Below are 25,386 nucleotides of genomic sequence, written 5' to 3' on the forward strand. Positions count from 1 at the left end.
ATCAGAACGACTCCTGCAGCATCCGCCGATAATCCTCCGCACTCACTTCGCGCGGATTGGTCTTGTGGCAATGATCGGCAAGCGCGCCCTTGATCACCTTGTCGAACATGCCCTGCTCGACACCCATTTGCGACAGACGCGTTGGCAGGCCAAGGCGCTCGGTCATGTCATGGACAGCTCGAGCGATGTCGGCATCGGCGGCGAGATTCATCACGCGGCGCATCCGTGCGAAACGCTTGTCGGCTACCACGCTCGGCGCGCTTTCGTTGAAGCGCAGCACGGCGGGCAAAACCACCGCGTTCAGCGTGCCGTGATGCAGTCCGGTGCGGCCGTGCACGACCAGACCGCCCAGCGGATGCGACAGCGAATGCACGCAGCCCAGACCCTTCTGGAACGCCATGGCCCCCTGCATGGACGCGCTCATCATGTTCAGGCGCGCATCGCGATCCTGACCGTCATGCGTCGCCCGTTCGATGGACGCCCACGCGCGCTCGAGCCCATCCAGCGCGATGCCGTCGGCAGGCGGATTGAATGCCGGTGCCAGAAATGTTTCGATGCAATGCGCGATCGCGTCCATGCCGGTTGCAGCGGTGAGCATGGGCGGCAAGCCCAGCGTCAGGGACGGATCGCAGACTGCTGACTTGGGCAGGATGTGCCATGAGTGAAAGCCGAGCTTGCGGCCGTCGTCGAGAATGATGATCGCCCCGCGCGCCACTTCGCTGCCGGTGCCCGAGGTGGTCGGCACGGCGATCAGCGGTGCGGCCTCAGCGGTGATCTTGTTGCTGCCGCCTTCGATGGTCGCGTACTCCGTCAACGTCCCCGGATGGGTCGCCATGATCGCGACACCCTTCGCCAGATCAATGGACGATCCGCCGCCCACGGCGATGAGGCCATCGCAGCCTTCGCTTTTGTAGAGCGCGGCGGCTTTCATCACCATGGCTTCGGTCGGGTTCGACGGGGTGTCATCGAAGATGGGAACAGCGCCCGCATCCAGGTCCAGCGCCTGGACGGTCTGCGACACGAGCCCCGCGGCCAGCACGCCTTTGTCCGTGATGATCAGTGGCCGCCTGATGCCGACGCGCGTGCATTCGCTGTCGAGCACGGCGAGTGCGTCGTAACCGAGGTGGATGTGGGTGACGTAGAAAATGAAGGCCATGACGAGTGTCCGCGGTTGACGCAGTTAAGTGAGGCGTCTGGCATGTTAGGAGTCGCACGGGAGTCCGTCAATCCGCGCGGACGCCATGTATCGTGCGGGCGTTACGCGTTTTACTGCCCCGGCCGGTCCACATATTCCACGGTCAGACCGCGGCGGCGCATCCACTCCGCCACGGCATGGCCGGTTCCGGCGCGCCAGGGCCTGAGCTTCGCGGGCTCGACCAGACGATATTCAAGCAGTTCCGGCGACAGGTTGATGGTCCCGTTCGCCTTCACGTGATACGCAATGATCAGCTCGTTCTTGCGCATGAATTCATACACGCCGACCAGTTCCACCGATTGCGCTACCAGCGACGTTTCCTCCAGCACTTCGCGAGCGATGCCCTCTTCGGGCGTCTCGCCGTTCTCGAGAAAACCCGTGATCAGCGCGAACATGCCCTCGGGCCATGCGGCATTGCGCGCGAGCAGGATCTTGCCCTCGTACTCCACGATCGCCGCAACCACCGGCAGCGGGTTATTCCAGTGCACGAAACCGCATTCCGGGTCCGGACACGCGAGTCGCACACGTCCGCCTTCGTGGCTTGGATCGGCGCGGTCGACGAGCTTGTTGGCATCGCGTGGACAGAAATGGTATTCGATCATGGTCTGGGGTCAGGGGATCTAAAAAAGGTCAGTGGGCGGCGCACAGTACGCGCACCTCGCCGGCGAACTGTTCCACCGTTTCCGGCAGCGTGTCCCACGCACACATCAGCCGGCAGCCACCCGAGCCGATGAACTGATAAAACTTCCAGCCCTTGTTGCGCAGCGCCTGCGCGACAGCCGGCGGCAGCTCGGCGAACACCGCGTTCCCCTGCGGCCTGAACATCACCTTCACGCCTTCTATGCCTTCCAGCCGCTCGGCCATCAATTGCGCCATGCCGTTTGCATGGCGCGCGTTGCGCAGCCAGACATCGTTATTGAGCAAACCGAGCCACGGCGCCGAGATAAAACGCATCTTCGACGCCAGCTGCCCCGCCTGTTTCAGCCGATACGCAAAGTCGACGGCCAGCGCCTTATCGAAGAAAATCACCGCCTCGCCAACGGGCAGGCCGTTCTTCGTGCCGCCGAAACACAGCACGTCGACGCCCGCACGCCACGTGATCTCCGACGGATGCACGTTCAGCGAAGCGACCGCGTTCGCAAACCGCGCCCCGTCCATATGCACCTTCAGATGGCGGCGCTTCGCGATCGCCGCGATGGCGCGAATTTCTTCCACGCTGTAGACCGTGCCCACTTCGGTGGATTGCGTGAGCGTGACGACCTTGGGCTTCGGATAGTGAATGTCGGCGCGGCGCGTCACGATGGCTTCGATAGCGTCCGGCGTGAGCTTCCCGTCGATACCCGGCGCCGTCAGCAACTTCGAGCCGCCGGAGAAAAATTCGGGGCCGCCGCATTCATCGGTTTCGATGTGTGCAAGTTCGTGGCAGATCACCGAGTGGTACGACTGGCAGAGTGACGCGAGCGCCAGCGAATTGGCCGCCGTGCCGTTGAAGACGAAGAAGACTTCGCAGTCGGTCTGGAACAGGTCGCGGATGCGGTCGCACACGCCCTGGGTCCAGGAATCGTCGCCGTAGGCTGGCTCGTGGCCGCTGTTGTTGGCTTCGATCAGCGCGGCGAGCGCTTCGGGGCAGATGCCGGCGTAGTTGTCGGAGGCAAAATGTTGCATGCGGTCAGGGGGCCAGGGCGATAGTGGGCGTGGCCGTTATTTTAGCGGGTCGCGCGCAAGCGCGCGGGCACCGCCGTGGCCACCCCATTCACGTCTGCCCGCTGGCGGCTTTTACCGGGTTATTTTCCGGCGGGTTGATTGCCTTGCGCAGCCTGCTGCGCTTTCTTGTCCTTCTTGTTCGCTTCGTGATGACCGATCGCGCAACCGCCGGCTGCGCCCACCGCTCCATGCTTGCCTGCCATGTGGCCCGCCACGCCGCCTACTGCCGCACCTTCCAGACATCCTTTGGCATAGACGGCACCCGTGGCGAAAAACATCGAGGAAGCGGCGACGAGTGTGACGAGTTTTCGATTCATGAGACAGATTCCTTTTGTAGTCGACGCGCAAGGCCTCTTGCCTGCGCTGAACAAGGAAGGGCAAGCCCCATACCTGTCAATTTGCTTGCGATTTTCATGGATGTTTGCGGCAATATTCGCACGTCGAGGCCGCATGGAAACCACGTCTTTCGCGCACGAAAAAAAGCCCGTTCTGTCGTTGCGACAGAACGGGCATTTTTAAACGGCTGAAGCGCCTGAGGCTTTGAAAAGCTGACTGCTTAAAGCTTGCCCTTCACCCAGTCATTGACGCCGGCCAGAGCCGCCGCCAGGTTCTCCGGCTCGGTACCGCCCGCCTGCGCCATGTCGGGCCGTCCACCGCCCTTGCCGCCGACTTGCTGCGCAACGAAGTTCACCAGATCACCAGCTTTCACCTTCTTCGATGCTTCCTCCGTCACACCCGCAATCAGGCTGACCTTGTTGCCATCGACGGCTGCCAGAACAACGGCTGCGTTCTTCAGCTTGTCCTTCAATTTATCGACAGTTTCGCGCAGCGTCTTGCCGTCCGCACCCGGCAATTGCGCGGCCAACACAAACACGCCACCGATCTCGACCGCCTGCGACACGAGTTCGTCGCCCTGGCTGGAAGCAAGCTTCGACTTCAGCGCACCCAGTTCCTTCTCCAGCGCCTTCACGTGATCCTGGACTTGCGTGATGCGCTGCGTGAGCTCCGACGGTTGTGCCTTCAGTGCCGCCGACGCGGCGTTGATTCGCGCGTCCAGTTCCTGCACGAAACGCACGGCGTTGTCGCCGGTGATCGCTTCCACGCGCCGAATCCCTGCCGCCACGCCACCTTCCATCACGATCTTGAACATCCCGATATCGCCCGTGCGCTGCACGTGCGTACCGCCGCAAAGTTCGCGCGAAAAACCGAGGTCGAGCACGCGCACTTCGTCGCCGTACTTCTCGCCGAACAGCGCCATTGCGCCGCCCTTCACGGCTTCGTCGTACGGCATGACACGCACGATGCCCGGTGCATTCGCCAGCACTTCGGCGTTGACGATTTCTTCCACGCGGCGAATCTGCTCGTCGGTCATGGGCGTGTTGTGCGCGAAGTCAAAGCGCGTCTTGTCCGGATCGACGAGCGAACCCTTTTGCTGCACGTGGCTGCCGAGCACTTCGCGCAGCGCCTTGTGCATCAGGTGCGTGGCCGAGTGATTGCGGGCGGTGCGAAGACGGCGAACCGTATCGATTTCCGCCTTCACTACGTCACCCACTTTCAGCGTGCCCTGCTCGACCGTGCCGTGATGGCCAACGACGTCGGACTGGACCTTGAGGGTATCGACGACCGCGAAGCGCACCGCTGCGTTCGCGAGCACGCCCTGATCGCCCGCCTGACCACCCGATTCGGCGTAGAACGGCGTGTGATCGAGCACGACGACGGCCTGCTGGCCCACGTGCGCCTCTTTCACCTGCGCACCGTCAACGTAGAGCGCAACCACTTTGGCGTCGTCGAAGATTTCGTCTTCATAGCCGTGGAAGGTGGTTTTGGCGCCGGCGTAGTCCAGACCTTGCGCCGACTTGAACTTGCCCGCTGAACGCGCCTGTTCGCGTTGACGTGCCATGGCTTCGTCGAACGCGGCTTCGTCCACCGTGATGCCGCGCTCGCGGCAAACGTCCGCGGTCAGATCCAGCGGGAAGCCGAACGTGTCGTGCAGCTTGAACGCGAGTTCGCCGTCCAGTTGCTTCGACCCCTTTGCATCGAGTTCGGCGAGCGCGGTTTCGAGCATCGACATACCGTGGTCGATGGTTTCGAAGAAACGTTCTTCTTCCTGCCGCAGAACGTCCGTGACGCGCGTTTGCGCGTCCTTGAGTTCCGGGTATGCCGTGCCCATTTCCTCGACCAGATCAGCCACGAGCTTATGGAAAAACGCGCCCTTGCGGCCGAGTTTGTAGCCGTGGCGAATCGCGCGGCGCACGATCCGGCGCAGCACATAACCGCGGCCCTCGTTGCCGGGAATCACGCCGTCGACAATCAGGAACGAGCACGCGCGGATATGGTCCGCAATCACCTTCAGCGAGTTGTTGGTGAGGTCTTGCGTGTCCGTTTCACGGGCTGCGGCCTTGATCAACGCCTGGAACAGGTCGATCTCGTAGTTGCTGTGCACATGCTGGAGCACGGCGGCGAGGCGTTCGAGGCCCATGCCGGTGTCCACGCTCTGCTTGGGCAGCTTCGTCATGTTGCCCTGGACGTCGCGGTTGAACTGCATGAACACGAGATTCCAGATCTCGATGAAGCGGTCGCCATCCTCTTCCGGGGATCCCGGCGGGCCGCCCCACACTTCCGGGCCGTGGTCGTAGAACACTTCCGAGCATGGGCCGCACGGGCCGGTGTCGCCCATGGTCCAGAAGTTATCCGATGCGTAGCGCGCACCCTTGTTGTCGCCAATGCGGATGATCCGCTCTTTCGGTACGCCGATTTCGTTTTCCCAGATGGCGAACGCTTCGTCGTCTTCCTGGTAGACCGTAACGGTGAGTTTTTCGGGCGGCAGGCCGTAGACCTTGGTCAGCAGTTCCCAGCAATAGTGGATGGCATCGCGCTTGAAATAGTCGCCGAACGAGAAGTTGCCCAGCATTTCGAAGAACGTGTGATGGCGGGCCGTGTAGCCGACGTTTTCGAGGTCGTTGTGCTTGCCGCCCGCGCGGACGCTGCGTTGCGAGGTCGTGGCGCGCGAATACGGCCGGCTCTCGGTTCCCAGGAAGACGTCCTTGAACTGGACCATGCCCGAGTTCACGAAGAGCAGCGTGGGATCGTTGCCGGGCACAAGGCTGGACGAGCGCACGATCGTGTGGCCCTTCGATTCAAAGAACTTGAGGAATTTCTCGCGGATGTCGGCGGCTTTCATGGCGTGCGGGTCTGCTGTTTTGTACGGCGGCGGCGCTTGGGGCGGAGCGTCTGACTTTTGTCTTTAGTCGCTGATCGCGCGCGAGGGCCGAATGCCGGGTGCCAAAATGGGATTGTCGATTATACGGGGTTTGAAGAGGGATTTTGCTGGCGCCGACACCGCCCACAACTCCCGCTCCCCACAATCCCTTCTGCCGCCGCGGTAATAGCCCCCCGCTTACCGCACCCCTGCCCCGATCAATCCGCCCGCCGCCGCACCCGCCACCGTCCCGAGCGGACCGCCGGTCAGCACGTAACCCAAAGCCCCGCCGGCGGCCGCGCCAATACCCGCGTGCGCCTGCGTACGGTTCATCGCACATGCCGACAGCGAAGCGATAAACACGCCAATTGCCGCAACCCGTGCAACCTGAAAAGAAACCCGCGTGATCTTGTTCATGATGAGACTGTCCTTTTTATCGTCGATACCGCTCACATTCCAACCTTACAATTTCATTATTTCGGAACGCGAGGCTATCTTAAAATCCTCCCATCATTGGCGACAATTCGATTTACGTCCCGTTACGCTGGATACATCCGGTATAGGAAACGGCCCGGCCTCGTTACAACCGCGCAGGCGCCCCGATGTCGCAGCTACGCCGCACATCGCGGCAAAATCCCGGCCTGCGCTGTCCTGACCCTCACGCTAAGGTAGAATCGAAAGACCAGATAAGTCTTACCGAACGCAAGCTGCAAGTCTTCAACGCTAGCGCCCTCGTCCGCTCTCTCTTTCTCGCATGAACACCGATCGCAACGACGCTCCGGCGGTAAACAATTTCATTCGCAATATCATTGACGAAGACAATCGCAACGACAAATGGTCGCAGCGGGTCGAAACACGTTTTCCGCCCGAGCCGAACGGCTATCTGCACATTGGCCATGCGAAGAGCATTTGCGTCAATTTCGGCATCGCGCGTGATTACGACGGCGTCTGTCACCTTCGTTTCGACGACACGAACCCGGAAAAGGAAAGCGTCGAATATGTCGATTCCATCATCGACGCCGTCAAGTGGCTCGGCTTCGACTGGAACAAGGACGGCACCGAACACCTGTACTTCGCAAGCGATTACTACGACAAGCTCTACGAATTCGCCGAGCTGCTGATCGAACGCGGCCAGGCTTATGTCGACAGCCAGTCGGCCGAAGAAATGCGCCTCACTCGCGGCTCGGCCCAGGAGCCCGGCAAGAATTCACCGTTCCGCGACCGTACGCCGGAAGAGAACCTGGACTTGTTCCGCCGCATGAAAGCGGGCGAGTTCAAGGAAGGCGAGCACGTGCTGCGCGCGAAGATCGACATGGCGTCACCGAATTTCAACCTGCGCGACCCCGTCATCTACCGGATTCGTTTCGCGCATCATTACCGGACCGGCGACACGTGGTGCATCTATCCCATGTACGACTACACACACTGTGTATCGGACGCGCTCGAGAACATCACGCATTCGCTGTGCACGCTCGAGTTTGAAGATCACCGTCCGCTGTACGACTGGTTCCTGAATCAACTCGCCGACGACGGCAAGTTCACCCGCCCGCTGCCGCAGCAAATCGAGTTCTCGCGCCTGAACCTGACCTACGCCATCACGAGCAAACGCAAGCTGCTGCAACTGGTGACGGAAAATCATGTCGACGGCTGGGACGACCCGCGCATGCCGACTATTGTGGGCGTTCGACGCCGGGGTTTCACGCCGGAAAGCATCCGCCTCATGTGTGACCGCGTGGCGGTGACGAAGGTGGATTCCTGGATCGACATGAGCGTGCTGGAAGGCGCATTGCGCGACGACCTAGACGAAAAGGCGCCGCGGGCAATCGCGGTGCTGGACCCGCTGAAACTGATCATCGACAACTATCCGGAAGGCACGAGCGAAACGTGCAACGCACCGGTCCATCCGCATCATCCCGAGCGTGGCACCCGCGAATTTCCGTTTTCGCGGGAGTTGTGGATCGAGCGCGAAGACTTCCAGGAAGTCCCGAAGAAAGGCTATTTCCGTTTGTTCCCGGGCAACAAGGTGCGGCTGAAGTATGGCTTCGTGGTGGAATGCACGGGCGCGGACAAGGACGAGCACGGCAATATCACCGCTGTGCATTGCACCTATTTCCCCGACAGCAAATCCGGCACGGAAGGCGCAAACGGCTACAAGGTCAAAGGCACCATTCACTGGGTCAGCGCACAAGGCGCGTATGAAGCCGAGGTACGGCTCTACGACCGTCTCTTCAAAGAACCGCAACCCGGCGCGGGCGGCGCGGAATTTCTTGACGCACTGAATCCGGACTCGAAGCGCATCGTGCGTGCTTATCTCGAACCGGGCGCGCGCCAGGCCAACGCCGAAGATCGCTACCAGTTCGAACGCCACGGTTATTTCGTCGCCGACCGTGTCGATTCGAAACCCGGCAAGCCGGTGTTCAATCGCATCGTCAGCCTGCGCGATAGCTGGACCAAGCCGGCTTAAAGCCATAGGCGCGTCCCGCCGGACGCTCGCACCTGTTGTGGGGGATGCTTTGCAACGCACCTTGCCAAGGTCGTTCATCCGCGCATTGCACGCGTCATGGGTGTTGCGCAGGTCGTGCACGTTTGCGCTGCTAATTGCGGCGCAAACGGCTTTCGCGGGCACACGCGACCTGTCCTCGCCCACGTTGCGCAAGATCGCCGAGAACGACACCATCGTCCTCGGCGTGCGCGAGTCGTCGGTCCCCTTCTCCTATCTCGACGCGAACAGGCGGTCCATCGGCTATTCGCAGGCCATTGCGCTCAGGATTATCGACGAGGTCCGGCTCCGCTTGCAAACCCCGCGGCTCGCCGTGAGCACGGTAGTAGTCACACCGGCGAATCGAATGTCGTATGCGGTGAATCACCAGATCGATCTCGAGTGCGGGTCGACCGCTCATGTTCGCGACCGGGAACAACTGGTCGCGTTCTCGAACAGCTTCTTCGCCTATGGCATCCGGATGGTGGTGAAGCGCAAATCCGGCATCCGCAACTACGCCGATCTCGCTGGCAAGACAGTGTCGACAACAGCCGGCACGTCCGACGAACAGCTACTGCGGGAACTGTCGCTGAGCCGGAAACTCAATCTGCGAATCATCAGCGCGAAAGACCATGCAGAAGGTTTCGATGCGCTAAAGAGCGGCCGTGCCGTGGCGTTCGTGATGGATGATCCGTTGCTGTACGGAAAGATAGCCCAGGAAGGTCCGGCTCAAGACGAGTACATGGTCACCGGTGACCCGCTCGCGCACGAATCCTACGCATGCATGATGCGCAAGGGCGACCCGGTCTTCAAGAAATTGGCCGACGACGTGATTGCCGGCATGGAGCGCTCAGGCGAAGCTGAACAGCTCTACAACCGGTGGTTCACGCAGCCCATTCCACCCGACAACATCAACTTGCGTTTTCCCCTTTCGCCAGAAATGAAGGCGTTGTTCGCCAATCCGAACGACCAGGCCTCCGATGACTAGAGCGTAGAGCGGCCGGCGCTGATCAACGGCGAGCGAAGGCGCTCGCCGCAAGCCTTCCAGCTCAGGCGAGCGTCTGGTGCAACTCAGTCAGCGACAGCGTGGTCTGGAACAGCCGCGCGAGGCTGCGGCTTGCGTACTGATCGATGTCGACCGGCGTGACCCATCGGTACGCGTCCATTTCGGGGATCATCGTGCCGTCGCGGCGACGCGGAAAATACGATTCGCAGACGCATTCTTCAAGCTTCACTTCGTCGTCGGTCACGCGTACCGCGAACAGATGCAGATCCTTGTCGCGGCGATAAACAAACCGTCCCAGATCCTTCAGACGCTCCGCGTTCAGCACGATCCCCGTCTCTTCCACGAGCTCTCTCAACGCCGCTTCCACGGGTTGTTCGTCCGCCTCACCCTGACCTTTCGGGATATCCCAGTGCGACGTCTCGGTCGCGTGGCATAGCAACACGTCCCCTTGCGTGTTAAGGATCACGACGCCGCACGAAACCGTCCGGTCGGCCATTTAACCGGCCCTCCGGATTCGCGATACCGCGTGACGGGCAACCTCCGGCTGCTTCAAACAGGTCACTGTTTCAACAATGCCCATTTAGCGCCGTCCGTCTTGCAGACGGTCGGTGCCCAGCTCTGCGTCTGACCCTTGGCATAAGCCACCATGGTGAGCTTGCGGCACGTGCGGTCGCCGTCCTTCTTCGTATCCGACGGTGTGATCGTGCCGTTGATGGCGACCGGATTGCCCGCGCCTTCGTTGTTCCAGTCGAGCGACTCGCCGTCTTGCTTGGTGTCGAGCGTCGAATGCGCCGCAGTGTTGAGCGCCTGCAAGTCGCGCTGCTTCATGTACGTGATCGGCGTGTTGTTGAGAAACCCGAGGTTAGCAGCGTGTGCCGCGCCGCTGGCAAGCACAATACAGCTTGCTATCAGTTGCACGGAGACGCGCTTGAGCGCGCGAGACGGGTATGACATGAAACACTCTCCCTCGTTGGTATTGATATTGAATTGGATTTTGGCGGTATCAGCAGCATTCGCGTTACACCATTATTCGCGGCAATTGCTAGCGTCACGTGTCAGGAACAGTCGGAGCCCGCTGATCAATAACCATCATTTGGCGTCGAGGATAGCATGAGGACATCACGACTTTGCAAGCGTCCAATGTCCGCCAAATGAGCCCATAACGTGATTTTCAGTGCCATCCAGGGTTATCTCAGAAATGTCCGATAGAACCATTGGCGACGGAAAACTAATATCAGAAACTTGTCGACTCCGCTTCAAAACCGATCATGGACACCCTTCTCGCTACTGCCGGGACACCTACGCTGTACCAGTGGCTGTGGGTCGCGATTATCGCGTGCGCAATGGCGACGCCCAAAGGCTTGATAGCCATGGACAGGATGCTGGCCAGACGTCCTGAACGCTCGGAGCGCTCAGGACGTTCTTATATCCCCCACGTGCAGGACCCAACGCAGCCGTCAATCTGGCCGCGCGTCATGACTGCTATCGGTGGTGCATGCTGGATTGCCGCGTTGCTCACATTGGTGTTGTTATGCCGGCAACTCGCACCATAGACTGGTTGCAACCCGTCGTGAATCAAGGGCAGCTTCGGCTGCCCTTTTTTATCGTCGAACGCTTTCGCATGTCCGTTTCGCGTATTCCGTCATTAGCTTCGAAGCATCGCTTATTCGACGCGCAAACCCATCGCCGTTATGGTCAGCGATATCTCTTCTCCCACGGAAATCGCCATGAAAAAACCGGGCTTGTCGTTGTCTTCATTAGTGTCATGGGTTGCTGCCGCATTCATGTTGTTGCCGCTGTCTGCGTTGGCGCAAGATCCGGCGACCGCGCCCGCAAAGCAATTGCGGATCGGTTTTCAGAAGGCCGGCCTGCTTGCCGTGCTCAAGGCCCAGGGTTCGCTCGAACAAAAGCTCAAACCGCTCGGCTATACCGTCAGTTGGTATGAGTTTCCCGCCGGGCCGCAATTACTCGAAGCACTCAATACAAGCAATATCGATTTCGGCTATACGGGCGCACCGCCGCCCATTTTTGCGCAGGCTGCGGGCGTAAACTTCGTTTATGTCGGCGCCGAGCCGGGCGGCGAAACCAACGAGGCACTGTTCGTCAAAGCCGATTCGCCGATTCACACGCCGGCCGAGCTAAAAGGCCGGCGCATCGCGTTGCAAAAGGGCTCAAGTTCGAACTTCCTGCTGCTTGCGGTGCTGCAGAAAGCAGGCTTGAAACTCGACGATATCCAGCCGGTTTATCTCGCGCCCGCCGACGCCCGTGCGGCCTTCGAAAACGGCGATGTCGATGCATGGATCGTCTGGGACCCGTATTACGCCGCCGCACAGAAGGCGTTGAGCGTGCGCACGCTTGCGAACTACGCGGGCTTGCCGAAGCCATTCAGTTTCTACGAGGCCACGCGCAGTTTCGCCACGCAAAATCCGCAGGCGGTACGTGCCGTGATCGAGCAGTTGCGCACAACCGGCGCATGGGTCATGCAGCACCCCGCAGACACGGCGGCTTTGCTCGCGCCGAAAATCGGGCTTGATGCGGGGCTGGTGGAAACCTGGGTACGCCGCGTGCCGTATGGCGCTATACCGATCGACGAGAAGATTGTCACGACCCAGCAGAACGTTGCCGATATGTTCTATCGCGCGAAGCTGATTCCGAAGGCGGTGACGGTGAAGGACAACGTGTGGCGGGACCAGGACGCGCTGACAGCGCGGTAGGCGGAACGTCTATTCGAGAGATGTCGGGTTCGGTCAGGCACACGCCGGAGACGTTGAGATGAACCCGAGGTTCTGGCACGGCAGGAGGGACTCGAACCCCCGCCCCTCGGCTTAGAAGGCCGATGCTCTATCCAGCTGAGCTACTGCCGCGTCGCAGGTAATCCAGGATTTTACCTCATCGAAAGCATGCGAGGCCTCATTCCGAGACCTCGCATGCTTCAATGCGGTTTAAACCGGTTGCGGATGCAACATGAACCAGCCAAGACAGAACGCGCCCGCGAGCACGCAATACAGGCCGAAAGCTGCCAGCCGGCCGCGGCCTTCGAAGTAACGCATCAGGAAACGCACGCTCAAGTACGCCGCGATTCCCGTCAGCACGCCACCAAGAACGGCATCGAACAGTTGATCGGGTGCGTGGAACAGCTTCGGCAACTCAAGCACGCCTGCCGCGAAGATGATCGGCGTACCCAGCAGGAACGAGAACTCCGCCGCTTTCTCGGAACTCATCCCGGCGCCGACGCCCGCAATAATCGTCAGGCCGCTGCGCGAAAAACCCGGAATCAGCGCGCCAATCTGCGCAAGGCCCACGAGGAACGCCTGCCTGAACGTGAGGTCTTCGGGCGCACGCTCGGCACGCGCACGCGTCAGCCGGTCGCCAAACCACAGCAGCACGCCGTTCACCATCAGCGCAGCCGCGACGATCCGCAGATCGTGGAACAACGCCTCCAGCCGCTTTTCAAGCACGAGCCCGACAATACCCGTCGGAATCGTACCGATGATCAGCGCCCACATCATGTGGCCATCAGCGTTCTTGCGGCCGCCCAGTGAGCCGATAAACCCCTTGATCAGCGCAACCCACCGCTTGCGGAAGTACCACAGCAGTGCGAGCGCCGTGCCCAGGTGCAACGCGACCAGGAACGGCAACAACTGCGGCGCGTGTTTATCAATGTGCATCCCGATCAGGCCGGGCACCAGGAGCGTATGTCCAAGGCTGCTGACCGGAAACAACTCAGTCACACCCTGGAGTACGCTTAGAAAAATCAGAAACCACAGAGTCACGCTTCGATCCCCTTTCGTAATTGGCGACAGCCACATAGCCGCAGCGGTGCAGCAAATGGCCAAGCAAACCGGGCCGATTATGCCGCTCATGAAAAGCAGCGCCAAGCATTTGCGTGATGCCTTTCAATATCGAAAGCAAATCGTTTGTTTAATAAAATTAATTTGTAATAAATAAAAAAGCCCGTTGTAAAAACGGGCTTTTTGTATGCTTGCGTCACACCAGCGTCATGGTCGCAGCTTGTATAAAAACAGCAGCGTGCCAGCGCCGAAGGTGCCAAAAATGAACACTCCAAACATCATCGCCAGATCCATATCATCCTCGTCGTTCCGCAGGACCAGCTTGATCGATGTGAGATCGTCAAGGTCGAAAAATGTTTCATGCGCGTTACATCGCGTTTGCATTATCAGCGCAATGAAAGTGGCTGTGTCAGTCGCAATTTCCCGAAAAGGGTTTCCCCGTAGAATTGAGCCGCCCGTTGCGCCGCACCGTTTGTTCATTGCTCGTTCGAACGCCTGGTTTGAACCCGCAACTTGACCACCGCAGTTTGCCCATTAATCAAGGAGACAACTGACATGTCATCCCAGCCTGAAGACATCCTGGAAATCACGTTCGACGACGCCGCTCTCGAACTCGCGCCGCGCGCGGGCGGGCGGCTGATGACGTGGCGCGTCGGTGGCGAGCCCGTCATCTTCTGGCCGGCCGCGCCGGACTGGTCCAACTTCGTCAAGATCCGAGGCGGCAATCCGTTGCTGTTTCCGTTTCTCGGCCGCCATTTCGTCGATGGCGAAATCGGCAAATGGCGCGATCCGGAAGGCGTCGTGCACAACCTCCCCATGCACGGTTTCGCGCGCAACCTGCCGTTCGAACATCGCAAGGACGCGGATGGCCACGGCGTGCGAATGACGCTCGTGGACAATGATTTCACGCGCCAGGGTTATCCGTTCGCATTTCGCTTCGAAGCGGCGTACAGGCTGGTCGATGCCGTGACGCTCGATGTCCAGCTCACCACGTCGAACCCCGGCGAAGTGCCGCTGCCCTACTACTCAGGCCATCATTTCTACTTCGTGCTGCCGCACGATCAGCGCGGCATCAGCAGCCTGGAATTACCGCGCACGGAAACCCGCCGGCAACTCGATGACGGATCAATCACCGCCCCGCAAGCGGGCGCGGCGCGCTACGCGCTGGACAACGCCAACATCCTGGATCGGTTCCACTGCTTTACCGGACCCTCGGACCATCCGGTGCGGCTTGTCACGCCGGGTTTGAAACGCGCGGTGAATTTCGACCTGCAACGCCCTGACTCGGTGCCCTGGTACGCCGTGACGACCTGGACCGAAGCTCCCACGTCGGATTTCTACTGCATCGAGCCGTGGGTCGGACTTCCCGATGCCATTCACAACGGCCACGGACTGCGCTGGCTCGCCCCGGGAAAGACCGAAACAGCGGCACTGCGGCTAACGGTTTCGCCGGCTGCATGAGGGGCATCCCGTAGCGACGACGAGCGGCAGCGAGCGGCGACGCTGGCCGCTTCTGAGGGCTGCGGGGCCGGGACGGTAAAATCAGACATTTCGCCGTTACACGGTCTGTTTTGTTTGCCGCAGCGTTTTCGGTTTCTGCGGCGCTTTGCGAGGTTTTGGATTTGGTAAAAATAATTCGACGGCTGGCCTGCGTTTCATTGATCGCAGTACTCGCCGCGTGCGGCTCAGCGCCGGTCGGACCAGGGTTTTATCGAGTTGAACGGGGTGACACGGTGTCTAAAGTCGCGCGTGCGAACCGGACATCGGTGCAGAACATCGTGCGCTGGAACAACCTCACCGACCCGAATGCAATCGAAGTCGGCCAGGTGCTGCGCGTGGCGCCGCCCCCGGGCAGCGTGACGGCGGCCACGCCTTCCGCGCCGCCCCCTCGCACCACCAGCGGGGATACATCGGATTCGGCGCCGTCATCGTCCGCATTGATCACTCCGGCCACCAGCATTTCGCTTATCTGGCCAACGCAAGGCAGCGTGATTCGCGGTTTCGACGGCAAGAATTCGAAGGGTATCGACATTGCCGGCGCCTCCGGGACGCAAATCGTGGCAGCGGCCGCCGGGACCGTAGTCTATGCAGGAAATGGGTTGCGCGGTTACGGTAACCTGCTGATTGTGAAGCACAATGCCGACTACCTGACCGCCTACGCGCATAACCGTGCGTTGCTGGTAAAGGAGGGCCAGAGCGTCACGCAAGGTCAACCCGTCGCGGAAATGGGCGACACCGACACGAATCGCGTGATGCTGCACTTCGAATTGCGCTACAAAGGTAGTTCAATCGATCCATCGCGCTATCTACCGGCACGGTAACGCACCGCTCAATGAAAGGCGGGCGTACTTAATCAAACACAGGGAAGAATCAATGAAGTTGCAAGTTTGCGCCACGACGCTTGGAAAGGTAACCGCGACGGCCGCTGTAATGGTGGCTGCGCTAGCACTCGCGGGCTGCGCCAACTCGGCGAAGATGACCTATCTGCCGTCCGGCGATACCGGTTTTGCGATCAATTGCAGCGGCGGCGACGCGAGTACGAGCTGGGCGGAATGCTACAAGAAGGCGGGCGAGATGTGCGGTTCGTACGGCTACGACGTGGTGTCGAAAGATGTCGACAACGGTGCGACGTCGGGCGGAACAGTGGCGGGAATTTTCGGCGCGAACGTCAAGAACCGATCGATGGTGATTCGCTGCAAGCAATAGCGCTAGCGTATTTCTTGACCGAGGCGCCAAGGCGTGCAACCCGATCACCCGCCGCCTGGTTTGCTCGCGGCCCCAGCGAGCCGAGCAACTGTGCGCCGCGCCAGCGACCGGACAATGGGTCGATATGCGAGGCGAACACGAGCAACGAACCCAGTGCGATCGGACAAATGGAGAGGAAAATCCACAACGAGGTCATTATCGGAAATCGGCTTCAAGGAGGTCTGATGATACCTTTTCAGCAAGAAACTCGCATAACACCTGTCATACCTGCTCTTCGACCGTAGTAATTACGTGCTGCGGCCTTCGTTGACCAGGCAGGCTTAAGCGCTGGAAACGCCCGTGCACATTGGGTTACGCGTTGATACAAGTGATCACAATCAGCCCGATTGATGCACTCTAGAATGGATGCACTCTAGAATGGGTTCAGCCTGCGATAATCTGCGCGAACAGTCCTCGCGGGTCAGAAGCCCCGGTGTGCCCGCATCGGGGTTTCGCCTCGGGTTTCGCCTCGTTTGAGCCGTCAGTTTTGGCGTCAGCGCGCGGCTCCGGATTTCTCCCCAGACACTACACCCCAGCCTGCGGAACCGGCAGAGCGGCGTTCCAAGCCATCCAGGAATACAAAAATACAAAAGGCCGTTTCGGACTGGTGTCGGAAACGGCCTTTTGCGCGAATTGCGCTCCTATACGGTGTGTGCGGAGCTCAGTGAGACGCGTGGTCGTGATCGTGATCGTGCTTATGCGCGCTGGGGTCTTCAGCGGCCTGACATGCGGGACATATACCCTTCAATTCGATGTCGTCGCCGGCCAACCTGTATCCGCTTGCCTCGACTTGCGACATCAGGCTCTGGCGCAACTGCTTTTGCTGCTGCAACTCGGTCACGCGGCCGCATTGCTGGCAAACAATCAGCACGCCGTGCTGGCAATGGGTGAGATCGTGGCAGACAGTGAACGCATTGATTGATTCGATCCGATGTATCAGCCCCGCCGACAGCAGGAAGTCCAGCGCCCGGTACACCGTGGGCGGCGACGCGTTCGGATGCATCGCCCGCATTTCGTCGAGCAGCGTATAGGCCTTGGTCGCGCGGCCCGAGGCCAGCAGCAATTCGAGCACGGTGCGGCGAATGGGCGTGAGTTTCTGACCACGCTCGCGACAATAGTCGTCGGCCATTGTGACGGCCGCCTGGAGCGCGTCGGCGGACGAGTCGGTGTGAGACTGGGCGTCGTTGGCGGGCGTGTTCATAAGCGGATTATACGCTGCGGCATAAGGGCGAGGCTCCGGCGCGCGGCGTCACGGCTGTCATTGCGGCTGATCGGCCTTGGCCGGCGCGATGATCATGACGGGCGGCGTGGTATCGGTGGGCACGCCCTTGTAGTCGGGCGGGTCTTGCGGCGGCGTGTGATGAGGCACGGTAGCGTCGGCACACGCGGACAGGATCAGGGAGCAGATAAACAAAGCGGCGAAACGCGGCATGGACGGCCCGGAAATGAAGTTCAGATACGAATACGAAGGGTGAACGCAGAAGATTAAACGATATTGAGGATTTGCGAGAGGACGGAAACGCCGGGCGGCTGTGGCTGCAAGCGCCGTGTGAATGGAACAGCGCCACAAATGGCAAAGGGGTCGCGAGTTAAACTCGTGACCCCTTTATTTGTAACGCGGCCGGAGCGAAAGGATTCGAACCTTCGACCCTCCCTGTGCCTTTAGCGCCTCTTTCAGGCGACTCAGATGCTCATGCTCTGCCATGTTTGCTTCATACGGGGTTGGATTGCTACATCGTCGTGGGACCGTACAGTTCGTCAAAGGATCGCAGTGGTCCCCTGCCTCGCATCGCAGCGAATGACCTCGGAACCTGTACCGCCCGACAGTAGAACCAGTTGGACAAAGCTATTCAGATGCGCATAAGGGGCGAAGAACCGATCCATCACGCCAACGAAGGTGCTGAGGCTGGTATCGACAAACGCCGTTTCGTCGATCGTCAGTAGTACCTCGATGCCACGCACAAATGTAGGCAGCGGTTTGACTGGCATCCATTTCATGCATGGACGATGTTCGAGTCCGACAATGCTATCGATGAGCCGTGAAATCGATGGCGACCGCGAATGCGAATGCTGGTGCAGCAAGGCTCTGAGGCCGGACGGTCTTAACGAAAGCGGGTTCGGCGTGAACTGGGCGAGAAGACTCCATAGTGCACTGCTGCCACGCGGCAGCCTGACGCTTTCGGTGGGCGCCCGCAACATTGAAATCGTGCAGGCAAATGACGCGTCCTCGTTCAGCAAATCTCCGCCGGGCGTCCCGAACGGTATCGTTGGCGGCAAGTCGCGATTAGTGCAGGTCACTTCAATACTTAACTGCTCGGTTTCCAGAGAGATCGGGTTCTCGTCAATTCCTACAAGCGAAATCTCGGTTTCATAACCGGGACGCTGCTGGGCGATCCATGGGTCACGGCGAGCAACCCAGTATGTGCCAGATGATTGCGCCGATCCGTCGTGCCGTAGCGAGCGATACGGTGGGATTTCCGTCATCATTTTGCCCGTCGGTTTCTGCTCCGCAACGTAGACGGAATCGATTGAATAGACTTCAGTGTTAGAGACGCGCAGTGCTTGCGGCACAACCGGATATGAAGTCGCGGTGCTCGTGATGTGGACCGGTTGCGCCTCACGTTTGTACAGGTTGATGACCGGCGTGCAGAAGAGCTTCAGATTGTCTGCGCTCAGCGCCTCCATTGCGCGCGCCACGGGCGAGTCGTTCGGCACGTTCCCAATCGCGAGATGCAGCGTCAGCTTCCTGCATGAGCCAGCGGCACGCACCAGGCGTGCAAAATCGACATCGACAAACTGGAACTTGTCCGGAAACGCGAAAAATTCCATTAGCAACCGGAAGGCGGATGCGGCGTCCGATGGTTCGCCAAGCAGTGTGTCGCGATCATCGAAACCAACGGATTTTAGCGGGACGTGCATGAGAGGCTTCCACCGGCCACAACCGTCGGCCTCGACAAAGGCGGCTAACGTTCGCATTAGAAGCGTGTCGGTCAACGCGGATACGAACGGCTGCTGGCCCGCGAGATGTATGCGGAGTGCCTCAGGAGGCGTCGTCGAACCAAAGCCTCCAGTTTCCGTTGCCGGTTCAAACGTAATCGAGATCAATCCGGTGGTGTTGGTTGGAAGCTGGACGCTCGCTGGTGCCATCGCCGTCGCAGAGTACCGGGCCGCCGTCAGACGCAGTGGCAGGACCGTCACGTCGTAGACCGTGCGAAACCGGCATTCGCCGATACGTGCTTCCAGCGCCGCTCCACGCCTAACGACAGCGGCTTCGGTTAGTTGGCTCGCGCGCGTATCTGCCGTGAACTGAGCAATCGAACACGACGGAATCGTCCGCAGATATTGCGGAAACAGGATCTCTAGCAGCGCCTCGGTAAACTCGGAATACTCATCTTCTATTTTTGCGCTGATCCTGGCACCCAGAAGCGCAGACGACTGCAGCATTCGCTCAACGTGCGGGTCCTCCGAGCGGCCACCAGACATAGCAAGTCCAGCAGCAATTTTCGGATTCCGTTCGGCGAAGTCGCGCGCATATTGCCGCAGCAATGAAAGTTCGCGCTCGTAGAAAGGGAGTAGTTCTTCCATTCCGATTGTCGTCGTTGTACGTCATTTCGCTTGCGGATTTGCTCGGTCGCCGTACTACCGTGCCGGAGGCACCACTTGCCGCAGCCTGGGATTGATGAGCCGGGCGACGCTCAACTTCGCACGCTCATGTTGCAATGCCTCGACATCGTCGAACACAAATCGGGTCCGCTGTCGTTTCTCGACGCGCTTCACTTCGTGAACGCCCACGAAATACACCATCACGAAGGGCAGCACCGCGAAGGGTGACACTAGAATCGCGGCCTCAACGGCGCATTGAAAAAGCGCTTTCCCCTGGGCACCAAACACAGCGCCGACGACTGTCATCGCGACCACGCCTGCCGCCGCACCAAGCGGCGCAAGCAGCGATGGCGATTTGCTTCTTTTCGCCTGAGAGCTTCCTCGCGAACGAATGAACCGCACCACCCTCACGCCTTCGATAGCGAGCGTGGGGCTGCGCAGCGAGTCCAGGAAGTCGTTCCAGTTCCGCCCCCGTTCCCGGAAGAAAAAAATGAAATACGCCGTGATTAGCGCGGCAAAATATCCGCTCGTCAACATGAGCATCGCTCGCGACGTAAGGCCGAGTGTATCTGCAAGCAGTGCGCAGACGGTTGCCGCGAAAAGGCAGAAATTGAGCCGCATAAGAATGCTCATGCCCTGATGATAGGCCGTGTACCCGGTCGCAAAAAAAGCCGCAAACACGGCATACACGAGCGCGGCGGCAAGCATCACAGGCAATGCCCAGATCAGAACCGGAAAACTGGCCACCGCCAGCGCGCCGAACAACACATTGAACGCAAACATGCCGAGCGGCAGCTTGATAATATTTTTTTCCATGCACCCAGCCTACCAGTGATGCGAACCGGCGAATCGATCCCAGGTGTCGCCGATGCTTTTGCCGTAATAGTGATTCACGGCGACCTGCACGATGAGCCCGACGCCAAATCCGACTGCAATCACAGCCAGAACCGGTACCTCGAACGGCAACGCGACTACGACTGCCGGTAGCATCGCACCCGCCCCCCAACCCGCCAGCCATCCGGCGGCATTCGCGGGCTGGCTATGCGCTTCCAGACTGGCGAAATCGCGCAGATTACGCGCATCGATGGCATCGAAAATCGCCTGGGGGCCGAGAGCCAGCAATCCGCCAGCGTGGAATCCAGTAATACGGCCGCCAATTGTGCCGCTAAACCCCTCAATGCTGATCCGGTTTCGCGCTTCGAGCGCTTCCAGCGCTGCCTGACGATAAGCCGGAATGCGGACGACATTCGCTGCGGCGCGTCCTTTGATGACATAACCCGCAGCCTGTTTGTTGACTGGAATTTCGAAAGCCCATTTTCCGTCGACGCGCACGAGTTTTAGTGTGTCTCCAAAACGTTTCTGTGCGGATTTGATGCCTTGATTACCGCCTTTATTGGCCCACGAGATAAGCTTCCGCTTTGTAGACTCGGGAATGTCGATCAGTTGCGAAGTGGGTGCTTTCGACACCAGTGACACTGCAGCACCTGTCGCGGTCGCCAATGTCGCGCCAACATTTGAAGGTGCATAAAGCGCGTTAAGAAAATCCCCCGTCAAGCCCGGAACGCCCTGCGCTTCTTTGTATAGCTTGCCAAATTCAGTCTTATTAACTGTGGTTTCGGCATCGCGAAGCGCTTGTTGCAATTGCGCCAGATCGTTGAGACGTTCCTGTGGACTGAGCTTGTCGTCGTATTTCAGTTCGGCAATCAGGTAGCGCGCGGCCGTCGCACAATCTGCCGGATAGAGCTTGCCGCCCAGGTTCAGCGTCAACGGTGCAACCTCCGAGCCATACGACCCCGTTGCGCCTAGCCACGGCGAATACCCCGGTCCCAGCAGACCGTAATGTCCAGTCAGCGTACTTGGATCATCGGCGGTGCACGCGTAAAAATCTGTATCGCTCATGGTTGCCTGCGCTGTTGAATCGGAATAGGCACGGAATATTTTACCTGTCTATGCAATTCGAATAAAACAAGAAAATATTGCCACATCACTGCTCATGACCGCGTGAATAAATCGTTAATTTTTATCCAGAGCGGTTATGGCCTGCGACACGCAATATAATCGCGAGGCAGATTTCGTCATACCTTTCAGGTCTTCGACATTGTATGCGCATAACTGACTAGCAGGAAATGGGGGAACGTCATGCAGATGTCCGATGTAACAAGCTTCTTTGGGCTGCAGAACAGCAGACTCTTTTCGATTGACACCCCGCTGTCTGGGCAGTCCCAGTTGCTGGTTAGCGACTTCAGCTGTAGTGACGAGTTGTCCCAGCTTTTCAATATTGAGGTTGGACTGGTTTCCCAGCACGCAACCATCGAGCTGAAACAACTGATCGCCCAGCAAGTTTCAATCGAATTGGAGGTTAATGACGGATCGACACGTTATTTTAACGGTTATGTCACGCGATTTATCCACCTTGGAACTGACGGCGGTCTGTCGACCTACTCGGCAACTGTGCGTCCGTGGATGTGGATGTTAGGCCGGCGCTTTGACACCCGCATTTTTCAGGACAAAACCGTAGAGGACATACTTAGCGATGTCTTCTCGCAATACTCGAAGCTGGCGTCTTATGAATTTCGTGTTCGCAAGGACCCGAAGCCCTACAGCTATTGCACCCAGTATCGCGAGTCGGACCTGAACTTTGTACGCAGGTTGCTTGAGCAGGAAGGACTCTACTTCTATTTCGAGCACACGAAGGACGGTCACAAGCTGATTATCACCGACGACTCGCAGGGGGCAAAGGCGATCGACGGCGACTCAACGTTGCGATATGCGACGGGGGAGATGCTCGACAACGAGAGCGTGGTGACAAACTGGCGAGCTGACCGGCAACTCGAGTCCGGCCGCATCAGCATGAAAACGTTCGACTACAAGGCACCGGGTGCGCGTCGCTTTGTGTCAGCGGACACGACCACCGACCAGGGCAATGCCGAACGCTACGAGATTTACGATTACGTGGGCTTGCACGGATTTGAGTCAACGGATCGCGGCGAAGAGTTGACACGCTTTCGCCTGGAGGCGCTTGAGGCAGCCGGCAAGGTTTTCATCGGATCGAGCAATTGCCGGACGCTCAGCCCTGGCCGCTTTTTCCAGTTGACCGGGCATTACGACCATGATTCCGGCACGCAGGAGGACAGCCAGTTCCTGATACTGTCCGTAAGCCATCACGGAACGAATAACTATCAGTCGCACGAGGGTTCGGCAACGTATTCGAACAGCTTCGTGTGCATCCGCAAGAAGATTCCATTCCGGCCTTCGCTGAGCACCCAGAAGCCGATGATACTTGGCCCACAGACCGCCTTCGTGGTCGGCCCGAAGGGCGAGGAAATCTACACTGACTCGTTGGGTCGCGTGAAGGTGCAGTTCCACTGGGATAGGCTCGGCCAGAGGGATCATCGCAGTTCGTGCTGGGTGCGCGTGGGTCAGCCCTGGGCGGGTGGAGGATTCGGCGCAGTCCAGATTCCGCGCATCGGCGATGAGGTAGTCGTTTCGTTTCTGGACGGAAATCCGGACCGGCCGCTCATCACCTCGCGCGTGTACAACGCGCAGAACATGCCGCCGTGGGCGCTACCCGCCAATGCGACCCAAAGCGGCTTTCTCACCCGTTCGAGCAAGGGAGCAACGGCAGCCAACGCCAATGCAATCCGCTTCGAGGATCGTAAGGGGCAGGAAGAGGTGTGGATTCATGCGGAGAAGGACCAGCGCATCGAGGTCGAGAACAACGAGTCCCACACCGTCGGCAATGACCGCGTCAAGACCGTCGATCACGACGAGACCGTTCAGGTGAATCACGACCGCACGGAAACGGTCGGTAACAACGAGACGATCACGGTCGGCGTAAATCGTACCGAGCAGGTTGGCGGCAATGAGACCCTTTCGGTCGGAGGCAATCGCAACGAGACCATCAGCGGGATGGAGAACCTTGTGGTTGCGCTGACGTCCACCGAGACGGTCGGGCTCGCGAAGGCATTAACCGTGGGCGGAGCCTACACAGTGACGGTTGCTGGCGCGATAAATTCTGCGGCCGGACTCGCGAGTGCTGAAGAGGTCGGACTGTCCAAAACCACCATGGTGGGCAAGAGCTACACGATCACTGCTGGAGATCGGATCGAACTCAAGACCGGCAGTGCCGTCCTGATTCTCGAGAGCAACGGACACATCACGCTGCGCGGCACTCAGTTGCTGATTGAAGGCTCCGGGCCGGTCCAGATCAACGGCAAAGACGTCGACATCAACTGAGCGTCCGCCGATGGAATTCTCCAATCACACGCCCTTTCCGGCGCTGGCGTTCGAGTCGGTGATGCCCGACGGTGCGGCATTTCACACCATCGTACTGCGGCAAACCTTCGAACTGCACGACGGCTCGCTTGTGCTTGCACAAGCGCAGAAACCGCTCGCGACCTCGGATCGCTTCTATGGCGAACCCAACCGGTCCAGCGTAGCGGAGGAAAGCGATCTAGCGCCCTACAAGCCGCTTTGCGATGTAGTGATCGTCGGCACTGCGCATGCTCCATCGGGTCGTGCAGTACCGCGGTTTGCTGTACGGGCGCAGATCATCGCATCGTCTGCCGCCTCGGGGCAGATGGGTGCTTCAGCGCCGCAGGTTCTGCTGGATCGCCGCCTTGCGATCACCGGGCCGCGAGAGTTTGTGCGGCGCTCGGGACTTGTGCGGCGAGCGAGCCAACTGATGACACTGTGCACCCTTGGCCTCGTCCGCCTCCCCGCGTGGAAATTGACGTCGCCTGAGCCGATAGCTGAACTGCCGGTCCGATACGAATATGCATGGGGTGGGCAATGCCTCGTCTCCGCAAATGATCCTGCGGCGAAGCGCGTACCGAAAGAATTTCTTCTGAATGGCCAGCAGCAGGCAGAGCATCCCGATCAGGGCGATAGTCCGGTCGCGCATATGGTCTGTGAGGACAATCCGGTCGGAATCGGCTTTACCGAGCCGTGGTTCCTGAAGGCGGTCAAGCCGGAGAGGATTCGCGCGCCGCAAATCGAGACGGACGGTGCTCCGGTTACCGCACAGGCATGGATCGATAGCCTACGGGGGCAACCGTCTCGTGCTCTGCAACCGGTGGCGTTCGGCGTCGTCGGCAAAGCGTGGTCCCCGCGACGTGCACTTGCCGGTACATACGATGAGCACTGGTTGGCCGAACGCCATCCGGGATTGCCCGACGACTTCCAGTTCGGCTACTGGAACGGTGCACCTGAGCAGTTGCAGACACCCCATCTGAAGGGTGACGAAGCGATCCTGCTGACTAATCTCCTGCCCGCAGGCACAACCGGCACTGACAGCGATGCCGAGGGCAACACGTTGTTGCGCATCCAGTTGCCGGGCCATCTACCGATGGGATGGGCATACACGGATCAGGCATTGAAGTTTGCTCCGCTTCTGCTGGACACCCTGTCGATCGACCTGTCGGATGCATCGAAGCCCGCAGTGACACTCGTGTGGCGCGCCACCTTCCTGAGAGCCACGGGCATCCAGCGCTTCGAAGCCCGGTTCATCGAGCGCTCTGACATTAACCGCGTATCGGCATTGCCCGAGACCGGCGTGGGTATCGATCTGGGGGCAGCCAATGGCTGATCCCTTGCAGGTTTCGATCAGCGGCGATGCCGCTGACGCTTTCCGCCAGCAATTCAACATCCAGAACGTCGGACAGG

24 protein-coding genes and 1 tRNA gene are annotated in these 25,386 nt (G+C 59.5%); 9 read left to right on the top strand and 16 right to left on the bottom strand.

Annotated elements, in window-relative coordinates:
• Position 1: 1 nt before the first annotated feature.
• The 6 genes from AWB69_RS09355 to AWB69_RS09385 all read right to left on the bottom strand — a co-directional run bounded on the left by AWB69_RS09355 (position 2) and on the right by AWB69_RS09385 (position 6,515).
• Positions 2-1,156, bottom strand: a complete 1,155-nt coding sequence (locus tag AWB69_RS09355; RefSeq protein ID WP_062084619.1) for an iron-containing alcohol dehydrogenase — start codon at positions 1,154-1,156, stop codon at positions 2-4.
• Positions 1,157-1,266: 110 nt separating this feature from the next.
• Positions 1,267-1,797: an NUDIX domain-containing protein gene (locus AWB69_RS09360; protein WP_062084620.1), complete on the bottom strand. Its 531-nt coding sequence runs from the start codon at positions 1,795-1,797 to the stop codon at positions 1,267-1,269.
• 28 nt (positions 1,798-1,825) lie between these two features.
• Positions 1,826-2,860: a threonine aldolase family protein gene (locus AWB69_RS09365; RefSeq protein ID WP_062084621.1), complete on the bottom strand. Its 1,035-nt coding sequence runs from the start codon at positions 2,858-2,860 to the stop codon at positions 1,826-1,828.
• A 119-nt stretch (positions 2,861-2,979) separates the two neighbouring features.
• Positions 2,980-3,177 carry a hypothetical protein gene (locus AWB69_RS09370; protein ID WP_407923028.1) on the bottom strand — a complete coding sequence of 66 codons (198 nt, stop codon included), beginning with the start codon at positions 3,175-3,177 and terminating at the stop codon, positions 2,980-2,982.
• A 278-nt stretch (positions 3,178-3,455) separates the two neighbouring features.
• Positions 3,456-6,080, bottom strand: a complete 2,625-nt coding sequence (gene alaS, locus AWB69_RS09380; RefSeq protein ID WP_062084624.1) for an alanine--tRNA ligase — start codon at positions 6,078-6,080, stop codon at positions 3,456-3,458.
• Between the two features lie 216 nt (positions 6,081-6,296).
• Positions 6,297-6,515 (bottom strand): ornithine acetyltransferase, encoded by a 219-nt coding sequence (locus tag AWB69_RS09385; protein WP_082913328.1) that lies wholly within the window; start codon positions 6,513-6,515, stop codon positions 6,297-6,299.
• Between the two features lie 337 nt (positions 6,516-6,852).
• On the opposite strand from AWB69_RS09385, the gene AWB69_RS09390 reads away from it, so the two are divergent.
• Positions 6,853-8,562, top strand: a complete 1,710-nt coding sequence (locus tag AWB69_RS09390) for a glutamine--tRNA ligase/YqeY domain fusion protein (protein WP_062084625.1) — start codon at positions 6,853-6,855, stop codon at positions 8,560-8,562.
• Positions 8,563-8,647: 85 nt separating this feature from the next.
• Positions 8,648-9,565 carry a transporter substrate-binding domain-containing protein gene (locus tag AWB69_RS09395; protein WP_062084685.1) on the top strand — a complete coding sequence of 306 codons (918 nt, stop codon included), beginning with the start codon at positions 8,648-8,650 and terminating at the stop codon, positions 9,563-9,565.
• 61 nt (positions 9,566-9,626) lie between these two features.
• On the opposite strand, the gene AWB69_RS09400 is transcribed toward AWB69_RS09395, so the two are convergent.
• Together AWB69_RS09400 and AWB69_RS09405 are read right to left on the bottom strand one after the other, a co-directional pair.
• Positions 9,627-10,079: an NUDIX domain-containing protein gene (locus tag AWB69_RS09400; protein WP_062084626.1), complete on the bottom strand. Its 453-nt coding sequence runs from the start codon at positions 10,077-10,079 to the stop codon at positions 9,627-9,629.
• Positions 10,080-10,141: 62 nt separating this feature from the next.
• Positions 10,142-10,537, bottom strand: coding sequence for a hypothetical protein (locus AWB69_RS09405; RefSeq protein ID WP_062084627.1), 396 nt, complete (start codon positions 10,535-10,537; stop codon positions 10,142-10,144).
• A 314-nt stretch (positions 10,538-10,851) separates the two neighbouring features.
• Between AWB69_RS09405 and AWB69_RS47550 the strand changes: the two genes are divergently transcribed.
• Positions 10,852-11,136 (top strand): hypothetical protein, encoded by a 285-nt coding sequence (locus tag AWB69_RS47550; RefSeq protein WP_156528786.1) that lies wholly within the window; start codon positions 10,852-10,854, stop codon positions 11,134-11,136.
• A gap of 174 nt (positions 11,137-11,310) precedes the next feature.
• Positions 11,311-12,297: a sulfonate ABC transporter substrate-binding protein gene (locus tag AWB69_RS09410; RefSeq protein WP_062084628.1), complete on the top strand. Its 987-nt coding sequence runs from the start codon at positions 11,311-11,313 to the stop codon at positions 12,295-12,297.
• A gap of 73 nt (positions 12,298-12,370) precedes the next feature.
• Here the strand turns inward: AWB69_RS09410 and AWB69_RS09415 are convergent.
• The 3 genes from AWB69_RS09415 to AWB69_RS09425 form a co-directional block, all read right to left on the bottom strand.
• Positions 12,371-12,447, bottom strand: a tRNA-Arg gene (locus AWB69_RS09415).
• Between the two features lie 78 nt (positions 12,448-12,525).
• Positions 12,526-13,356, bottom strand: coding sequence for an undecaprenyl-diphosphate phosphatase (locus tag AWB69_RS09420; RefSeq protein ID WP_062084686.1), 831 nt, complete (start codon positions 13,354-13,356; stop codon positions 12,526-12,528).
• A 225-nt stretch (positions 13,357-13,581) separates the two neighbouring features.
• Positions 13,582-13,854 carry a hypothetical protein gene (locus AWB69_RS09425; protein ID WP_062084629.1) on the bottom strand — a complete coding sequence of 91 codons (273 nt, stop codon included), beginning with the start codon at positions 13,852-13,854 and terminating at the stop codon, positions 13,582-13,584.
• 75 nt (positions 13,855-13,929) lie between these two features.
• On the opposite strand from AWB69_RS09425, the gene AWB69_RS09430 reads away from it, so the two are divergent.
• The 3 genes from AWB69_RS09430 (at position 13,930) to AWB69_RS09440 (ending at position 16,080) form a co-directional block, all read left to right on the top strand.
• The gene (locus AWB69_RS09430) at positions 13,930-14,835 is read left to right on the top strand and encodes an aldose epimerase family protein (RefSeq protein ID WP_062084630.1); all 906 of its coding nucleotides are present in this window, start codon (positions 13,930-13,932) and stop codon (positions 14,833-14,835) included.
• A gap of 155 nt (positions 14,836-14,990) precedes the next feature.
• The gene (locus AWB69_RS09435) at positions 14,991-15,695 is read left to right on the top strand and encodes a peptidoglycan DD-metalloendopeptidase family protein (protein ID WP_407923027.1); all 705 of its coding nucleotides are present in this window, start codon (positions 14,991-14,993) and stop codon (positions 15,693-15,695) included.
• Between the two features lie 52 nt (positions 15,696-15,747).
• Positions 15,748-16,080 (top strand): hypothetical protein, encoded by a 333-nt coding sequence (locus tag AWB69_RS09440; protein WP_062084631.1) that lies wholly within the window; start codon positions 15,748-15,750, stop codon positions 16,078-16,080.
• A gap of 700 nt (positions 16,081-16,780) precedes the next feature.
• Here the strand turns inward: AWB69_RS09440 and AWB69_RS09445 are convergent.
• From AWB69_RS09445 to AWB69_RS09460, 5 genes are all read right to left on the bottom strand, one after another.
• Entirely contained in the window at positions 16,781-17,320 is a 540-nt protein-coding gene (locus AWB69_RS09445) for a Fur family transcriptional regulator (protein ID WP_062084632.1), read from the bottom strand.
• A 57-nt stretch (positions 17,321-17,377) separates the two neighbouring features.
• Complete coding sequence (locus AWB69_RS48605; protein ID WP_197500203.1) at positions 17,378-17,551, bottom strand: hypothetical protein; 174 nt, start codon at positions 17,549-17,551, stop codon at positions 17,378-17,380.
• A gap of 326 nt (positions 17,552-17,877) precedes the next feature.
• On the bottom strand, positions 17,878-19,704 hold the full coding sequence (tssF, locus tag AWB69_RS09450) for a type VI secretion system baseplate subunit TssF (protein WP_062084633.1): 1,827 nt from the start codon (positions 19,702-19,704) through the stop codon (positions 17,878-17,880).
• Positions 19,705-19,758: 54 nt separating this feature from the next.
• Positions 19,759-20,538 carry a hypothetical protein gene (locus tag AWB69_RS09455; protein ID WP_062084634.1) on the bottom strand — a complete coding sequence of 260 codons (780 nt, stop codon included), beginning with the start codon at positions 20,536-20,538 and terminating at the stop codon, positions 19,759-19,761.
• Positions 20,539-20,547: 9 nt separating this feature from the next.
• Complete coding sequence (locus tag AWB69_RS09460; protein WP_156528787.1) at positions 20,548-21,489, bottom strand: hypothetical protein; 942 nt, start codon at positions 21,487-21,489, stop codon at positions 20,548-20,550.
• A 372-nt stretch (positions 21,490-21,861) separates the two neighbouring features.
• Here AWB69_RS09460 and AWB69_RS09465 point away from each other — a divergent pair, with 372 nt between their 5' ends.
• A complete protein-coding gene (locus AWB69_RS09465) occupies positions 21,862-23,958 on the top strand; it encodes a type VI secretion system Vgr family protein (protein ID WP_062084636.1) in 2,097 nt (698 codons plus the stop codon).
• 10 nt (positions 23,959-23,968) lie between these two features.
• Positions 23,969-25,309 carry a DUF2169 family type VI secretion system accessory protein gene (locus AWB69_RS09470; RefSeq protein ID WP_062084637.1) on the top strand — a complete coding sequence of 447 codons (1,341 nt, stop codon included), beginning with the start codon at positions 23,969-23,971 and terminating at the stop codon, positions 25,307-25,309.
• Positions 25,310-25,386 lie beyond the last annotated feature (77 nt).

Source organism: Caballeronia udeis (assembly GCF_001544555.2).
In the GTDB taxonomy this organism is placed as follows: domain Bacteria; phylum Pseudomonadota; class Gammaproteobacteria; order Burkholderiales; family Burkholderiaceae; genus Caballeronia; species Caballeronia udeis.

Excerpts from the sequence above, each read along its gene's own strand:
- AWB69_RS09355 (WP_062084619.1), bottom strand. The coding sequence starts at position 1,156 with ATGGCCTTCATTTTCTACGTCACCCACATCCACCTCGGTTACGACGCA.
- AWB69_RS09360 (WP_062084620.1), bottom strand. The coding sequence starts at position 1,797 with ATGATCGAATACCATTTCTGTCCACGCGATGCCAACAAGCTCGTCGAC.
- AWB69_RS09365 (WP_062084621.1), bottom strand. The coding sequence starts at position 2,860 with ATGCAACATTTTGCCTCCGACAACTACGCCGGCATCTGCCCCGAAGCG.
- AWB69_RS09370 (WP_407923028.1), bottom strand. The coding sequence starts at position 3,177 with ATGTTTTTCGCCACGGGTGCCGTCTATGCCAAAGGATGTCTGGAAGGT.
- alaS (WP_062084624.1), bottom strand. The coding sequence starts at position 6,080 with ATGAAAGCCGCCGACATCCGCGAGAAATTCCTCAAGTTCTTTGAATCG.
- AWB69_RS09385 (WP_082913328.1), bottom strand. The coding sequence starts at position 6,515 with ATGAACAAGATCACGCGGGTTTCTTTTCAGGTTGCACGGGTTGCGGCA.
- AWB69_RS09390 (WP_062084625.1), top strand. The coding sequence starts at position 6,853 with ATGAACACCGATCGCAACGACGCTCCGGCGGTAAACAATTTCATTCGC.
- AWB69_RS09400 (WP_062084626.1), bottom strand. The coding sequence starts at position 10,079 with ATGGCCGACCGGACGGTTTCGTGCGGCGTCGTGATCCTTAACACGCAA.
- AWB69_RS09405 (WP_062084627.1), bottom strand. The coding sequence starts at position 10,537 with ATGTCATACCCGTCTCGCGCGCTCAAGCGCGTCTCCGTGCAACTGATA.
- AWB69_RS47550 (WP_156528786.1), top strand. The coding sequence starts at position 10,852 with ATGGACACCCTTCTCGCTACTGCCGGGACACCTACGCTGTACCAGTGG.
- AWB69_RS09410 (WP_062084628.1), top strand. The coding sequence starts at position 11,311 with ATGAAAAAACCGGGCTTGTCGTTGTCTTCATTAGTGTCATGGGTTGCT.
- AWB69_RS09425 (WP_062084629.1), bottom strand. The coding sequence starts at position 13,854 with ATGAACAAACGGTGCGGCGCAACGGGCGGCTCAATTCTACGGGGAAAC.
- AWB69_RS09430 (WP_062084630.1), top strand. The coding sequence starts at position 13,930 with ATGTCATCCCAGCCTGAAGACATCCTGGAAATCACGTTCGACGACGCC.
- AWB69_RS09440 (WP_062084631.1), top strand. The coding sequence starts at position 15,748 with ATGAAGTTGCAAGTTTGCGCCACGACGCTTGGAAAGGTAACCGCGACG.
- AWB69_RS09445 (WP_062084632.1), bottom strand. The coding sequence starts at position 17,320 with ATGAACACGCCCGCCAACGACGCCCAGTCTCACACCGACTCGTCCGCC.
- AWB69_RS48605 (WP_197500203.1), bottom strand. The coding sequence starts at position 17,551 with ATGCCGCGTTTCGCCGCTTTGTTTATCTGCTCCCTGATCCTGTCCGCG.
- tssF (WP_062084633.1), bottom strand. The coding sequence starts at position 19,704 with ATGGAAGAACTACTCCCTTTCTACGAGCGCGAACTTTCATTGCTGCGG.
- AWB69_RS09455 (WP_062084634.1), bottom strand. The coding sequence starts at position 20,538 with ATGGAAAAAAATATTATCAAGCTGCCGCTCGGCATGTTTGCGTTCAAT.
- AWB69_RS09465 (WP_062084636.1), top strand. The coding sequence starts at position 21,862 with ATGCAGATGTCCGATGTAACAAGCTTCTTTGGGCTGCAGAACAGCAGA.
- AWB69_RS09470 (WP_062084637.1), top strand. The coding sequence starts at position 23,969 with ATGGAATTCTCCAATCACACGCCCTTTCCGGCGCTGGCGTTCGAGTCG.